General features: G+C 52.1%; 12 protein-coding genes. 4 read left to right on the top strand and 8 right to left on the bottom strand.

Annotated features, from left to right (window positions below; genetic code table 11):
* The first annotated feature begins 24 nt into the window (after positions 1–24).
* Positions 25–1,041, top strand: a complete 1,017-nt coding sequence (locus tag AAY72_RS09500; RefSeq protein ID WP_197408397.1) for a glycosyltransferase — start codon at positions 25–27, stop codon at positions 1,039–1,041.
* Positions 1,042–1,103: 62 nt separating this feature from the next.
* Here AAY72_RS09500 and AAY72_RS09495 read toward each other — a convergent pair whose 3' ends face one another.
* The 7 genes from AAY72_RS09495 to prlC form a co-directional block, all read right to left on the bottom strand.
* The gene (locus tag AAY72_RS09495; RefSeq protein WP_057787102.1) at positions 1,104–1,895 is read right to left on the bottom strand and encodes a glycosyltransferase family 25 protein; all 792 of its coding nucleotides are present in this window, start codon (positions 1,893–1,895) and stop codon (positions 1,104–1,106) included.
* 12 nt (positions 1,896–1,907) lie between these two features.
* Positions 1,908–2,648 carry a hypothetical protein gene (locus AAY72_RS09490; RefSeq protein WP_057787100.1) on the bottom strand — a complete coding sequence of 247 codons (741 nt, stop codon included), beginning with the start codon at positions 2,646–2,648 and terminating at the stop codon, positions 1,908–1,910.
* 100 nt (positions 2,649–2,748) lie between these two features.
* On the bottom strand, positions 2,749–3,222 hold the full coding sequence (locus tag AAY72_RS09485; protein ID WP_057787099.1) for a peroxiredoxin: 474 nt from the start codon (positions 3,220–3,222) through the stop codon (positions 2,749–2,751).
* 45 nt (positions 3,223–3,267) lie between these two features.
* Positions 3,268–4,011, bottom strand: coding sequence for a class I SAM-dependent methyltransferase (locus AAY72_RS09480; RefSeq protein ID WP_057787097.1), 744 nt, complete (start codon positions 4,009–4,011; stop codon positions 3,268–3,270).
* Positions 4,008–4,709: a DNA-3-methyladenine glycosylase I gene (locus tag AAY72_RS09475; protein ID WP_057787095.1), complete on the bottom strand. Its 702-nt coding sequence runs from the start codon at positions 4,707–4,709 to the stop codon at positions 4,008–4,010. Before AAY72_RS09475 ends, AAY72_RS09480 begins: the two co-directional genes overlap by 4 nt.
* A gap of 53 nt (positions 4,710–4,762) precedes the next feature.
* Positions 4,763–5,254 carry a hypothetical protein gene (locus tag AAY72_RS09470; protein ID WP_057787093.1) on the bottom strand — a complete coding sequence of 164 codons (492 nt, stop codon included), beginning with the start codon at positions 5,252–5,254 and terminating at the stop codon, positions 4,763–4,765.
* Positions 5,255–5,285: 31 nt separating this feature from the next.
* Positions 5,286–7,337 (bottom strand): oligopeptidase A, encoded by a 2,052-nt coding sequence (prlC, locus tag AAY72_RS09465; protein WP_057787091.1) that lies wholly within the window; start codon positions 7,335–7,337, stop codon positions 5,286–5,288.
* A gap of 211 nt (positions 7,338–7,548) precedes the next feature.
* Here prlC and gorA point away from each other — a divergent pair, with 211 nt between their 5' ends.
* Positions 7,549–8,904, top strand: a complete 1,356-nt coding sequence (gene gorA, locus AAY72_RS09460) for a glutathione-disulfide reductase (protein ID WP_057787089.1) — start codon at positions 7,549–7,551, stop codon at positions 8,902–8,904.
* Positions 8,905–9,024: 120 nt separating this feature from the next.
* On the top strand, positions 9,025–10,371 hold the full coding sequence (locus AAY72_RS09455; protein WP_057787087.1) for a sensor domain-containing diguanylate cyclase: 1,347 nt from the start codon (positions 9,025–9,027) through the stop codon (positions 10,369–10,371).
* A 53-nt stretch (positions 10,372–10,424) separates the two neighbouring features.
* Here the strand turns inward: AAY72_RS09455 and AAY72_RS09450 are convergent, their stop codons facing one another.
* Positions 10,425–13,298: an insulinase family protein gene (locus AAY72_RS09450; RefSeq protein WP_057787085.1), complete on the bottom strand. Its 2,874-nt coding sequence runs from the start codon at positions 13,296–13,298 to the stop codon at positions 10,425–10,427.
* A 372-nt stretch (positions 13,299–13,670) separates the two neighbouring features.
* On the opposite strand from AAY72_RS09450, the gene AAY72_RS09445 reads away from it, so the two are divergent.
* The gene (locus AAY72_RS09445) at positions 13,671–14,231 is read left to right on the top strand and encodes a hypothetical protein (protein ID WP_057787083.1); all 561 of its coding nucleotides are present in this window, start codon (positions 13,671–13,673) and stop codon (positions 14,229–14,231) included.
* The last annotated feature ends 5 nt before the right edge of the window (positions 14,232–14,236 follow it).

Below are 14,236 nucleotides of genomic sequence, written 5' to 3'. Positions count from 1 at the left end.
AGCAGCGGAAACTGCAAAAAGCCTATGAAAATTGTCCATATTATCCTGACCCACAGCTTTGCCGGCAGCGAACGCTACGCCGTTGAGCTGGCCAATCTGCAAGCCGAACAACAGCATGATGTCACCTTGATTTTGCACCAGCGCGGCGCGGAACAGCGGCCCAATGCCATTGCCCACCGGGTATCGCCCAAGGTTAAAGTGCTGCTGGTTGGTGGCTTTAAACTGCTGGCGATCTATCGCGCCCGTCGCCTGCTGCGCCAGTTAAAACCCGATGTTGCCCATGCACATTTAAGCGCTGCGTGCCGGGTATTACAAGGCGTAAAGGGTTTGTGCCTGCGGGTAGCAACCCTGCATATTCACTATAAAAAACAGCAGCATGCCAAATTAGATGCACTTATTGCCATCGCCCCCTGGCAGTTGGCGGCGATCCCGGAGCCGCTGCGCCAGCACAGTGTGCAGCTGGATAACTGGTCAGCTGCGCGCCCTGCCACTGCTGATGCTCGGCAACGCCTGCGCGCCGAGTATCAGATCCCAGCGGATGCCATCGTGATTGGCACTTTGGGCCGGGTTGAACAGAGTAAAGGCCAGGACGTGTTACTGGACGCCTTTAAACAGGCGGCGATCCCTAACAGCTATCTGGTGATTGTCGGTGAGGGGAAAAACTGGCAGGCGCTGCGCGAGAAAGCGCCGACACAGGTGATTATGCCCGGCTTTAGCGCCAGCCCACAGGACTGGCTGGCTTGCTTCGATTGCTTTGTCAGTGCCGCCCGTACCGAGCCCTTTGGCCTGGTGTTTCTGGAAGCGATGCATGCCGGTTTACCGATTGTTGCCACCGCCACTGAGGGGGCGAAATACCTGCGACCGCTGTTTAACAATGAGCTGGTGGGCATTGATAATGCCGCACATTTGGCAAAACGCTTACAGCAGCAAAGCCAGGATTTAGCACGCCGGCAATATCCGATGCAACGCTTTGAACCGAGCGCTAAAGCCGCCGAGGTATTGGCGTTTTATCAGCAGCAACTGGCAGCGCAACGCCTTTAAGTATCCAGCAAGCACTGCGTAAAAATACCGGAAAAACAAGGTGTCAGGCCGTGTTACACGCCCTAATTGGAGAGCCGGGTGCGTCCGGTTGGATTGGGCCATTTCTTAGCCTGCAGCAAGGCCACCAAGCCATAGTGCCGCAGGTTATGCCACAGGTTTGCCAGGCTAAACTCCAGCCGCCGCCAGTAAAACACCCGCCGATTAACCTGCTCATTTTGTTTACCCGAGATAGTGCTTTCAAAGCCCAGATCGGGTTTAAAAATCAACGGCCACATCCCCAGCGCCTGAAAGCCCAGCTGCCAGCTGTATTGCATCGAGACATCCACTGGCCGGCCAAAAGGCAGCTCCCGTGCCAGCAAGAGTTTGGCACCGTCCAGGCTAACGGCTTGCGCCACCGCTGAGATCGGGTTCTTTTTAAAATGGACTAAGGAAAAAGCGGCCTGCGGCTTACCGGCGATAATTTTCTGCTGCTTATTCGGCATCGCCAGTTTTAGCAAATGCCAGGGCTGCGTCAGCTCAGCAATGGCTTTAAGCAGCGCCGGCAGATCGCCATCAACCAGAAAATCATCTTCCAGAATCAGCGCAAAATCGAGTTGCTGCTCAACAATTTGCTGCCAGCAGCGGATATGGCTGATAAAGGCGCCCTTTTCTCCAGGCTTGAGGATTTTATGATGCAAGCGCTGATTCAGGGCGGCGGAATAATACTGATTGATCTCAGCGTCACTCAGCGCACGGCCGTCAGCGGCATCAATGCGCTGTACCGGTAAATCTGGCCAGGCCGCTAATTGCGAAAGCGCCTGCTGGTAGCGCTCGGGTGAGCGCGCCAGATTGATAATAAAGATTTTATAGCGCATCGGGTCGCGGCCTTATTGCCACATATCCTTAACCCATTGCACCGGCAGCACACGGCGATACCACTTGCCACTGACGCCGGCAATCGCATCCGGTGGATTCGGTTTACCATGGAAGGCCACGATCTTAGCGCCTTGTGGAATTGTGGCTGGCTTGAACCAGTTCATAATGCCTTTTGGTAAACAGTGACGCTTAAAGCTGACACACCAGCCCTCCGGCCAGTATTGTAACTTGCCCTGCTTCGCCAGATTCTGAGTCACAAACTCCTGCTCGTTACGCACCTTGGCCAGCTCGCGCTCTTTATGGTTTTTCAGCAGCTCAATTAGGTCGCTATGGGCACCAATGTCATAACGGTAGACTGAGGTGTTGCCGGTATCATCCGACTTATCCCATTCTTTAATCACAAAGAACTCGCCTTTAGGCTCAAAGAAGCAGTCAATGTTATCAACAATCACCACATCCAAATCGATGAACAAGGTTGGGCCCGTCAGATCATACAACGGATCGGCAAAGCTGGTGACCTTTAACCAACCATGACCAAAGCTCCAGGGCTGGCGTTCATCAAAGTCTTTAAAGCCGATTTTTGGAATATCTTTTACTTCAATTTCCGGGTTAATACCGTCGCGATCATCCGTTAAGCAGACAAAGCGGTGTGGCAGCGTCAGGTTTCGCCGCACCATATTATGCAGCTTGTTTACATAGTCAGGACCGTACTTCTTGCCCCACTTAATACAGAGAATATTTACAGTTTGCATCAGGCATTCACCCTTGGAATAGATAAGACTATGATACCAGTTCTGGTATAAAGAAAAAGGGCAAGGCACAGGCCCTGCCCTGATAAGAGGTAGCGCGTTATTACAACGCCGCTAAAATCGTCTCGGCCTTACTGACTTCAAAGGTCTTTGGTGGCTCGACATTCAGCAAAGTGACAACGCCGTTGTCAACAATCATCGCGTAACGCTGCGACCGTAAACCACCAAAGTCGGCGGTTTCCATCGTTAAGCCAATGGCTTTATGAAAGCTGCCACCACCGTCGGCTAAAAAGGTAATTTCTTCCGCGTTCTGGCTATCCGCCCAGGCTTTCATCACAAAGGCATCGTTGACGGCGGTACAAACGATAGTATCCACGCCTTTGGCTTTGATCTGATCGGCCAGCGCAATATAACCCGGCAAATGCGCGGCAGAACAGGTCGGTGTGAAAGCACCCGGTACGGCAAATAACACCACTTTTTTGCCGGCGAAAACTTCGCTGGTAGTGGGGTTTTTCATGCCATCGGCTGTTAATTGTGAGAAGCTGACTTCTGGTAATCTATCGCCTACTTTAATCATTGCTTATTCCTTAGTGCGCCATAGCGCAAAGCTATTAAATTAATATCAGGCAATCGCCTGATTTATATACACATCAAAGCGGTTATTCTTGCCCTTTACCACTAGCTGCGGGCTTTGTTGCGCCAGCACTTCAGCATAACCGGGGCGTTTTACCACCACCCGGTAGCGCGCCAGCTGTAACGCCGGCGCCAGCAGTGCATCGGCATCGGTATCACTGCCCACCACGTCATGAAAGGCGCGCATTTCTTTTTTCACCAGCGCCGATTTTTCGCGTGGTGGGAACATCGGATCCAGATAGACCACATCGGCTGGCGGCAGTTCCGTCAGCGCTTGCAATGCCGGGGCAAAATGCAGTTGCATCCGCGCCGCGAGCTCTGCTGTGACCGGATTGGCCGCGGCCCGGCGCAAACCATCATACAGCAGTGCCGCCACCAGCGGATTGCGTTCTACCAGCGTCACTGTAGCACCAAGATTGGCCAGCACTAAGGCATCACGCCCTAAACCGGCGGTGGCATCAGTAATACTCAGGTTGCGCTTTTTGTTCAGACCACAGGCTTTGGCAATGGCTTCGTCTTTGCCACCGCCAAACTGGCGCCGGTAACTGGCGGCGCCACTGGCAAAATCCACCAGAATATCGCCCTGCTTTGGTAAGTCGGCATGACGCAATACCAGCGCCTGATCTGCCCAGCAGAGGTACCAACCAGCCAGCTCAGTAATAACCGTTAATGGGAAACGTTCCTGCAACTCATCGGCATAGTCCGCCGGTAACGAGGTGAGCAATACACTCATTGCTGCATCCCAGCATAGTTTTCGCCAATACTCAGCGCTATGGTTTGACTAATTTGCTGCAAACTTAGTCCGGATTCCTGCTGCCACTGATTAAACTGATGCTGGATCTGTTGCAGACTCTTTTTACTGCTGCTACTGCCATCAAACACCCCATAGGCTTTCAGATAGGCTTCAACATCCTGGGTCAGTAAAAAGGTATCTTTACCAATGGCGCGCAGCGCATAAGGACCGGTATTGCCACCCAGCCGGGCACCATGCTTTTTCAGATAAGCCCAAAGCCCGATAATATCGCTTGTTGGCCAGTTAGCGATAAAATTTGCAAAGCTGCCATGCTCACGCTGCAGATGATAAATCATCAGCGCATTATCACGGATGGTAAATACTTTGCTTAAATTGCGGATAATCCGGGGATCCTGCGCTTTTTGTTCCAGCATTTCATCACTGAGCAGCAGCATTTTTTCGATATCAAAGTCGAAAAACACTTCGCAAAAACCCGGCCATTTTTGCCGCACCACTCGCCAGACAAAGCCAGACTGAAAAATTTTCTTAGTCAGCTCGGCTAACAGCAGATTATCCGGCAAGGCCGAGAGTTCAGCGGTAGTGCGTGGTTCGCTTAGCAAAGCTCGCAGCGCCGCCGGGCCGCCTTTACGGGCCTCGGCGCGCTGTAAAATCAGTTTAAAGGGTTCTGCCTGACGCAAGCGTCTTACCTCGATCGTGGCCGTGTCAGTCACGGCCCTTAGCGTTGGAAGGATTAATAGGTTACTTCATTAACCAGCGTACATTGACCGTTAACCAGTTGCACCTGCGGCTTAGGCACCACCGCACAGTCGGACATCCGGCCCAGCCGCAGATTCTCAGCCTCTGCTGCCTGATTATAGGCATTGATTTTATTCAGCACGGTCGCTTCATCTTTACCTTTAATTGATACCGCAACATACTCCGCTGGCCCACCGCACGGCTTATGCCCCAGCGGTAGCACCAGACACTGCTGTACATTGTCGGCGCTTTTATCGGCGATCAGCGCCAAGACTTCGCGGCGCAGCGCGGCAACGTCAGCCACTTGTTCTGGTCTTTCCATCAGTTGCTTCCTCGCTTGAGTCGCTTTAATCGGATCACGCTGCGGATCAATGGCTTCTACCAGCGGCGCCGGTGCAATCCGGGCTTCACCGGTGCCGGCCGCCTGTTGGCAGGCGCTGAGTGTTAAGGCTGCCGTCGCCAGCAACAGCGGGATTAGCTTGCTCATAGATTGTCCTTAAACTAATACAGTATCCAGTTTAACTGGCAATGCCCATATGTCGCAGCAAGGCCTCATTTGATGGCTCACGACCACGGAAACCTTTAAATAGCTCCATTGGCTCCGCACTGCCACCGCGCTCTAAAATCCAGTGCAGGAAATCCTGGCCGGTTTGCGGGTTAAATACGCCTTCTTCTTCAAAACGGCTAAAGGCATCGGCCGATAATACTTCGGCCCACAGGTAACTATAATAGCCTGCGGCATAGCCACCGGCAAAGATATGGCCAAAACTGTGCTGAAAACGGTTAAAGCGTGGCGGCACTATCACTGATACCTGGCTGCGCACCTCGTCCAGCAAGTGTTGCACCCGACCGCCCAAAGCCGGGTCGTACTCGGCATGCAGCCGCATATCAAACAGAGCAAACTCCAGTTGCCGCACTAAAAACAGCGCCGACTGAAAATTCTTCGCCGCCAGCATTTTTTGCAGCAAGTCGGCTGGCAGCGGCTCGCCGCTTTCATAGTGGCCAGAAATCAGCTGCAACGCCTCGGGCGCCCAGCACCAGTTCTCTAAAAACTGGCTTGGCAACTCGACCGCATCCCAGGCCACGCCATTAATTCCGGCCACCGCAGCAGCATCGACCTGGGTTAGCATATGGTGCAAGCCATGACCAAACTCATGGAACAGCGTAATCACTTCATCGTGGGTAAAGAGGGCTGGCTTGCCACCGACCGGCTTATTAAAGTTACAGGTCAGATAGGCAACCGGCGTTTGCAACTGGCCATCAGCCTGCCAGCGCCGGCCACGGCAATCATCCATCCAGGCACCACCGCGCTTTTTGCTGCGGGCATACAAATCCAGATAAAAGCTACCGCGCAAGCTGCCATCGGCAGCGAAAATATCATAAAACTGCACATCCGGGTGCCAGACATCGACACCCTCACGCACCGCAATCCGAATACCAAACAGTTTTTCTAGCACGGCAAATAAGCCCGGCACGACCTTGGTTACCGGGAAATAAGGCCGTAACTGTTCATCGGATACCGCGTAACGGGCTTGCTTCAGTTTTTCGGCATAGTAGCTGATATCCCAGGCGTTTAAGCTGCTGACACCATACTCAGTTTGCGCAAAGGCGCTAAGCTCTGCCAAATCACGCTGCGCCTGTGGTTTAGCCCGACGCGCTAAATCGGTTAGAAAGTCCAGCACCTGCGCCGGGTTGTCGGCCATCTTGGTTGCCAGCGACTCTTCGGCGGCGTTGCTAAAGTCCAGCAGCTGCGCCAGCTCATGTTTTAAGGCCAAGGTTTCTTCAATAATGGCGCTGTTATCAAACTGCCCCGCCGTCGGGCCCTGATCAGAAGCCCGGGTACAATAGGCGCTATACATTGCTTCACGCAGTGCCGCATTATCGGCATAGGTCATCACCGCGATATAGCTGGGGAATTCCAGCGTAAACACCCAACCGCTTAGCTCACGGCTTTGTGCCTCTTCAGCCGCCGCAATACGTGCATCTTCCGGTAAACCAGCGAGCTCAGCTTCATCTGTGACGTGCTTAAACCAGGCCTGAGTCGCATCCAGCGTATTGTTGGAAAAGGTAGAGCTTAATTCCGACAGCCGACTTTGGATCTCGCCATAGCGCTGCTTTTTCTGCTCTGGCAAACCGATACCGGATAACTTAAAGTCACGCAACGCATTGGTTACCACTTTTTGCTGCGCCGCAGTCAGGCTGCTAAAGTCGGCGCTTTGCGCCAGCGCCTGATACTTTTGATACAGGCCCTCATGCTGCCCCAGCCAGGTACTAAAATCAGATAACAGCGGCAAGCAGCTCTCGTAAGCCGCTCGCAGCTCCGGGCTATTGGCCACAGAATTTAAATGCGATACCGGTGACCAGAGCTTATTTAGCCGATCCGAGCCCTGCTCCAACTGCTGCACTATCGCCTGCCAACTGATCTCGCTACTGGCGACCACCTGCTCAACCACGGCTCTGGCGTCACGGATCGCCTGCTCCACCGCAGGCTTTACCTGTTCGGGCTGAATTTTCGAAAAGGGTGGTAAGTCAGTAAAGCTAAGTAACGGATTATCGCTCATGGCGCTCATTGGCAGGGTTCCTGTAAAGTATTCTATTGTGAATATGTTGGGGTCGGCGGGCACTTTGTCAAGCGCCAGTGCCCCATCTTTGGTTATTCCTGTAGCTTTACGCTTGTATTGGGCGCGGGTTAGCCCTATATCTACTCTATCTATCAACCTGAGTTAGGGTTTAACCTTAAATCTGGTTCAGTCTTTACCCTATTAACTGACAGGCCCTGTTATGACTCGTCATTATGATTATCTTGCCATTGGTGCCGGTAGCGGCGGTATTGCCTCAGCCAATCGCGCTGCCCAACGTGGTGCTAAAGCAGCCGTTATTGAAGCCAAAGCCGTAGGTGGTACCTGTGTTAACGTCGGCTGCGTACCGAAAAAGGTAATGTGGTACGGCGCCCATATTGCTGAAGCGGTAAAATATAGCCCCAGCTATGGTTTTAACCCAGAACAGCAAGGCTTTGCCTGGGACACACTGGTCAAAAATCGTGAAGCCTATATCGAGCGTATTCATGGCGCCTATCAGCGTGGTTTTGCCAGTAATGGCGTGGAGCTGATCCAGGGCTTTGCCCGTTTTGTCGACCACAAAACGTTAGAAGTAAACGGTGAGCGCATTACCGCCGATCATATCACTATTGCCGTTGGCGGCCGCCCGACCAAACCTGATATTCCGGGGGCTGAGCTGGGGATCGACTCCGACGGCTTTTTTGCCCTGACGCAACAACCTACCAAAGCAGTCGTCGTCGGTGCCGGCTATATCGCGGTAGAAATTGCCGGTGTGTTGCATGCCCTTGGCACTGAAACGCATTTATTAGTGCGGGGCGATAGGCCACTGCGCAGCTTTGATCGCGATATTACCGACGCCCTGCTCAGCCGGATGCAGCAGGATGAAATGCAATTGCATACCGAAGCCGAGGTCGCGAAAGTGGAAGCCGCCGGCGAAGGCCGGCTAACGGTTTATCTGAAAAATGGCAGTATCCTGTTTAATGTCGATTGTCTGATCTGGGCCATTGGCCGTGAACCGGCAACCGATCAGCTTAACCTGGCCGCCGCCGGTGTGGTGCCAGATAGCGAAGGCTATATCCGCACCGATGCCTATCAAAATACCAATGTGCCGGGCATTTATGCCGTCGGTGATATTACCGGCGAAGCACAACTGACGCCGGTGGCAGTAAAAGCTGGCCGTATGCTGGCTGAGCGCCTATTTAACCCGGCTATGCCGGATGCGAAAATGGACTATTCGCTAATCCCCACTATCGTCTTTAGCCACCCGCCGATTGGCACTATTGGTCTGACCGAACAGCAAGCCATAGCGCAGTATGGCAAAGAGCAAATTAAAGTGTATCGCTCCAGCTTTGCGGCGATGTATAACGCCATTACCCCGCACCGCGCCCTCAGTACCTTTAAACTGGTGTGCTTAGGGCCGGAAGAAAAAGTCATTGGCCTGCATGGCATTGGCGAGGGCATGGACGAGGTGCTGCAGGGCTTTGCCGTTGCCATTAAAATGGGCGCTACCAAGGCTGACTTTGATGCCACCGTCGCGCTGCATCCAACGTCGGCAGAAGAGTTCGTGACCATGCGCTAGTGCGCCGGCGCCGGCATTAACAGGGCTGGCGCCTGCCTTTCAAACTTTTTTCGCAGAATTACTGGCATGCCCGGATAACTCTGGTTACAGTAAGGTGATTACTTTCTGCTTGGGCTGGGCATGGACAAGAAGTCAGAACCGGTAAGCAACTCTATCGAACATCTGTTTGGCCCGCTGACCGAACTGGCGCGGCATTTACCCTGCTTTTTATATCAGTTAAAACAAAGCCCCGATCAAAAGTTCCATTATGTTTACGCCTCTGAAAATACCGAAGCCCTATTCGGGATCCCGGCGCAGGCCATTATGCAGGATGCCAGTCTGCTGCTTGACCGTATCCACCCGGCTGATGCCGAGCGGGTCTATCAAACGTCAGCCGAATGTGCAGCCCAGCTCAAACCCTGGCACGCGGAGTTGCGGATTATTCGTCCTGACGAGCAGATTATCTGGTTAGAAGCCTTTGACTTTCCGAAACAACTTGCCGACGGCAGTATCTTATTTAGCGGTTTTGCTAACGACATTAGTCAGCGCAAAGCAGCCGAACTGAAGTTAAGACGCAGCGAAGCCGAATTCCGAGCCTTGGTCGAGAGCGCCAGCGATATCATATTTACGCTATTGCCAAACGGTGTGCTGGATTATGTCTCGCCCTGTTGGCAGGATATTCTGGGTCATCATCCAACGGAAGTGATGGGTAAAACCTTTGATCATTTTGTGCATCAGGACGATCTGGAACGCTGTTTTGCCTTTATGCAAAGTCTGCTGCTGACCGCAACCCATCACGGTACTATCGAATACCGGATCTTTCATAAAAATGGTCAAATGCGCTGGCACACCTCAACGGCTGCGCCACTCCTCGATACAGATGGCAGCTTGGTCAAATATGTCGGCATTGCACGCGATATTACCGAGCAAAAACTGCAAAACCTCGAGTTGGCGCGCCAGGCCTATTATGATCCTTTAACCGGGCTGGCCAACCGCACCTTGTTCCACAAAATGCTGGAGCAACAGCTGGCGCTGTGTCAATTACGTGGCGATACTCTGGCGTTATTGTTTATTGATTTAGATCGGTTTAAACCGGTTAATGATTGCTATGGGCATGCCATTGGTGATGAGGTGCTGCAACAGGTCGCCCAGCGTCTGCACCACAGTACCCGGGCGGCAGATTTAACTGGCCGACTTAGTGGTGACGAATTTGTCGTCGCTTTAACCGGTTTTACTGCAAGCCAACCTTTAGTGCCACAAATTCTGCCGTTAGCCAGCCGGATCCAACAACAACTTAGTCAACCCTATCAGGTTGCCGAACATCAGCTTACTATTTCTTGCAGTGTCGGCATTGCCTTATTCCCACAAGATAGTCTGGATCAGCAACAACTGTTACATCTAGCCGATATTGCGATGTATCAGGCAAAGAAACGCCCGGGGCAAGCCGCGGTAGTGTTTTACCAAACTGAAGTGGCCGAGCGGCCATAAAAAAATCCCCCCGCTGTGTCAGCCGGAGGGATCTTGTGCTGCGTTAACCGTGACTATTGCTTAGCCATCTTGCGCTGGAACTCTGCGATATCGGTCACGACTTGCTGATTCGGTAGTGTTGCGAACGGCTGCTCCCGGAAACTGGTACCTCGCATTTGCACGGAGATCCGCGCGGCCTCGGGGTTCAGCAATGTTTGCTGATAGAAGCTCTGCACATCCGCCAATGTCACTTGCTCGACGGCCGCAATCAGTTTTTGCTTGCTATCAAAGTCAAAGCGCTCACGATACCAGTCGCTGACTAACGGCTGCATTTCCTCAAACAGATTTTTTGGTGGTTCATTCAGGCTTACTAATAAGCTCTGTTTTAACGCCGCAAATTGTTCCGGGGTAACTTGTTGCAGCGTGTTCCAGTATTGCTGTTTAAATTCATCAAACCGCTGCTGCATATCGGCTGGGCCTTTCACCGGTGTTTGGATATATAAGCCAAAACCAGTGTAGTCATTCAGGTCAATCGCTGTACCGCCAACCGCGTAAGCCAGTTGTTCCTCGGTACGCAGTTTATCAAAGGCCTGATTCGAGAAATGCGAGGCCAAGACGCTGGCTGCGGCGCGCGCCGCCATGCCTTTAGCCGGATGGACATGCATATCCACTAGGGCCACGTCAGTCACGTCGATATCACGGGTCAGCGTAATGGCATCGCCACTGCGCGGTAACCAGAACGGGCTTTGTGTATAAGGCGTGACGGTACGATCTGCAGGTAAAGCGGCTTGCAACTTACTAACCAGCGTCTGCACATCCTGCTTATCATAGTTACCGAAGGCAAACACCCGCACCTGATTTTGTTTTAAGGTTGCAGCGATAAACTGCTGTAAATCAGCCGCAGTCATCGCCTGTGCTGCGGCAATCAGCTGCTCCGGATTATAACTGCCACCACGATACAGGCCGTTAAAGGCCCAGAAGGCTTGCCTGAAGGGTACCTGCCGGCTCTGATTGGCGACGCCGCGCACAAAGCGGTCTACTGCCTGAGCGTAGCCATCAGTCGTGATCGTCGGTGTTAAACCGGCCAGCAGCTGTTCCAGTAATTGCGGCTGTTTGTCGGTAAAGCCATCCAGATTCAGGGTCAGGCCATTACCGTCATTTAACCATACCTCGATACCGGCAGCACTGGCCTCAGTGCGCAGTGCACTTTGCTCCAGATTGTACAGATCACGCCATAACGCAAACGCCACCCGGGCTTTGATATCCTGCTGCGCAGCCGGGCTGTTTAATACGATATCCAGACGGCCTTTCGGCTGATCAGCAAACACCTGGCTCGGATATAACCAAGCCGAGATACCGGGCTGCTCAACCACTAATTCCGGCTTCTGCTGGGCGCTGCGGGCTTTAATCGCGAAGCTCTCGGGCAACAGACGGTTTACCATTGGCAGGTTCAGCGCAACCAGCGGCTGTTGCCAGGCGGCTTGTTCTTCGGCACTGATATCGACGATCTTATATTTACCAACATGGCGGATCAGCTCGCTGTCATGCGGCTCCTGCTTGCTGATATACCAAACCCGCAGATTCGCCGGTGTCAGCTGTGTCAAAACATTATTCACCGCTTCGGCATCAAAGCGCTCATAAATGTAGGGTGCAGCCACAGCGTGCTTCACCGGCAACTTCAGCATCGCAGCAGTTAAACCCGAGGCATAGCCAAAGCCATCTGTTTTTTCAAGGAACTGGAACTGGTTCGCCAGGCTGGTTTTGATCTCGTTATAGTATTTGCTATCTACACCCTGTTGCTTGATCAAATCCAGATACTGCATCACTACCGCGGTAATGGCTTCTCGCTGCTGCATACCGGCGTCAGTCAGGTTCATATCAATCGCCAGACTACCGTAGTTACCATAAAAATCCGGATTGACTGAGACATTAAAACTGGATACCAGACCCGCAGCTTTTAGCTGAGCAGCAGCCGTACCCGGCATTTCTGAGCGCAGTAAATAAGCAATAAATTCGTTTGGCTTAACGGCGTACTGTTCGAGGTTGTTACGAATAGTAAAATCAAGGCGTAACTGTTTTACATCCTGATTCGGTACATAGTGGATCCGTTTGCCGCCAAACAGGCTGTTATCCAGCTCAGCCGTCACTTCGGGTAGCGGGATATCTTTGTTAACAATGCCGCCAAAGTGTTTATTGGCCAGTAATTCCATCTCAGCCAGCGATAAGTTGCTAACCATTGCCAGCTTCATATTATTGGCAGAATAGTAGTTGTTATAGTAAGCCAGCATCTCATCATGTAATTTGCTGCCTGGCTTATCACTTAAGCTCTCCAGACTACCGGCCAGAAAACGGTTCGACGGGTGATCACCAAACATCCGGCGCATCAGCTCAAATTGCGCCAGGAAATCCTGCTCCCGGCGCATCGACTGTTCCGCATTAACCGCATTACGTTCTTTATCAGAATATTCGGGGTAGAACTTTGGCGTTTTGAAGAAGTCGGAAAAACGATCCAAGGCTTCATCATAAACATTATTATTAATTTCAAACATATAGTTGGTAATATCCAACCAGGTGTAGGCGTTATAGGCCCCATTGTGCTGACTCATAAAGCCGGCATACTCAGCCGGATCCGGGTAGCGCTCAGTCCCCATAAACAGCATATGTTCCAGATAATGCGCTAAGCCTTGCTGTGTCATCGGATCCTGAAACATCCCGGCACCGACACTCAGTGATACTGCCGATTTCTCTGTGCTAGGATCAGAGACCAATACCACTTCTAACTTATTTGGCAGGGTAAAGGTTTTGTACTGGCGTTGGTCGTTTGAGCTAACAATAATCGCTGCCGCCTGTTGCTGTTCTACTACTGTACCTTGAGATACCGTTTGCTGCTGGGCACAGCCGGTGATGACGGCTAAAGCTACTGCACTGACAATAAAGAGTTTTTTCATTTTGCGGATCCTTTTACCGATAAAATGTAAAAAATACGTAGCATGATACTAACGAAAACGCTAATAACACGCCAGTCTCAGCAGAGTAGGATTTGTAAGAAAATATGTCGCAGCTGGACGGACCGCTCCGCTTAACTGAAGGCAAGCGTCAGTTGTTGCTCACTTTGTAGTTGATATACCGCACCGACAGACCAGCTAAACAAATTAAACTGCTGTTGCAAATCACGGCAGATGCCGCTACCCCAAGAACCTATCTTAGCCTCGCCAGTACGCCTGCGCCAACTGATCAGGATATGGCGTTATGGCTAGCAGCGCATTACAGTGGCCTCGCAGCGACAGCGAGTACTGACGTTAATTTTCACACTCATTTTGATGATGCTTATCCTGCCGTTAATCGGTTACTGCCGGTCTGGCAAATCACTAATACAAGGTGCGCAGGGTTGGTACTGGCGTTTATCCGAGTTTAATCCGGCGCAGCAAGCGGACCGACAAAGCCGCTTTGCCGGCCAGGTATCTGAGTTGCAAGCCCGTTTTATCCCTTTAACCGCCGATGCCCCTGCGTTAGACGACCACAGCTTTGCCCTTATTCTGGCCGAGCGGTTTTTGAGTTTACCCGCCAGCGCCTTTAATAACCCACAACTAATCAGTCGGTTTGGGCCAGATTACGATTTTCGCAATAAGCGGTTACCGGTGTGGCAGCTCGACTATGCCTCAGGTCGCGTATTTATTGATACCCAAACCGGTCAGCTTATTGAGCAACAACATAGCAGCAGCAAATGGGAGCGCTACAGTTTTTCCTTTATCCATAAATGGGGCATCCTACAACCCCTGCTGGGCCGCGATGGCCGGGATCAGGTGGTGGTAGGCTTTATGGTGCTGGTGTTACTACTGGCGGTTTTAGGTTTTGCCATGCGGCTAAAGCGCAGAGCCTAGAACAA

This window comes from Alishewanella sp. WH16-1 (genome assembly GCF_001441695.1).
GTDB classification, from domain to species: domain Bacteria; phylum Pseudomonadota; class Gammaproteobacteria; order Enterobacterales; family Alteromonadaceae; genus Alishewanella; species Alishewanella agri.
This window is presented reverse-complemented; position numbering and strand designations above follow the sequence as displayed.

Excerpts from the sequence above, each read along its gene's own strand:
- AAY72_RS09500 (WP_197408397.1), top strand. The coding sequence starts at position 25 with ATGAAAATTGTCCATATTATCCTGACCCACAGCTTTGCCGGCAGCGAA.
- AAY72_RS09495 (WP_057787102.1), bottom strand. The coding sequence starts at position 1,895 with ATGCGCTATAAAATCTTTATTATCAATCTGGCGCGCTCACCCGAGCGC.
- AAY72_RS09490 (WP_057787100.1), bottom strand. The coding sequence starts at position 2,648 with ATGCAAACTGTAAATATTCTCTGTATTAAGTGGGGCAAGAAGTACGGT.
- AAY72_RS09485 (WP_057787099.1), bottom strand. The coding sequence starts at position 3,222 with ATGATTAAAGTAGGCGATAGATTACCAGAAGTCAGCTTCTCACAATTA.
- AAY72_RS09480 (WP_057787097.1), bottom strand. The coding sequence starts at position 4,011 with ATGAGTGTATTGCTCACCTCGTTACCGGCGGACTATGCCGATGAGTTG.
- AAY72_RS09470 (WP_057787093.1), bottom strand. The coding sequence starts at position 5,254 with ATGAGCAAGCTAATCCCGCTGTTGCTGGCGACGGCAGCCTTAACACTC.
- prlC (WP_057787091.1), bottom strand. The coding sequence starts at position 7,337 with ATGAGCGCCATGAGCGATAATCCGTTACTTAGCTTTACTGACTTACCA.
- gorA (WP_057787089.1), top strand. The coding sequence starts at position 7,549 with ATGACTCGTCATTATGATTATCTTGCCATTGGTGCCGGTAGCGGCGGT.
- AAY72_RS09455 (WP_057787087.1), top strand. The coding sequence starts at position 9,025 with ATGGACAAGAAGTCAGAACCGGTAAGCAACTCTATCGAACATCTGTTT.
- AAY72_RS09450 (WP_057787085.1), bottom strand. The coding sequence starts at position 13,298 with ATGAAAAAACTCTTTATTGTCAGTGCAGTAGCTTTAGCCGTCATCACC.
- AAY72_RS09445 (WP_057787083.1), top strand. The coding sequence starts at position 13,671 with ATGATGCTTATCCTGCCGTTAATCGGTTACTGCCGGTCTGGCAAATCA.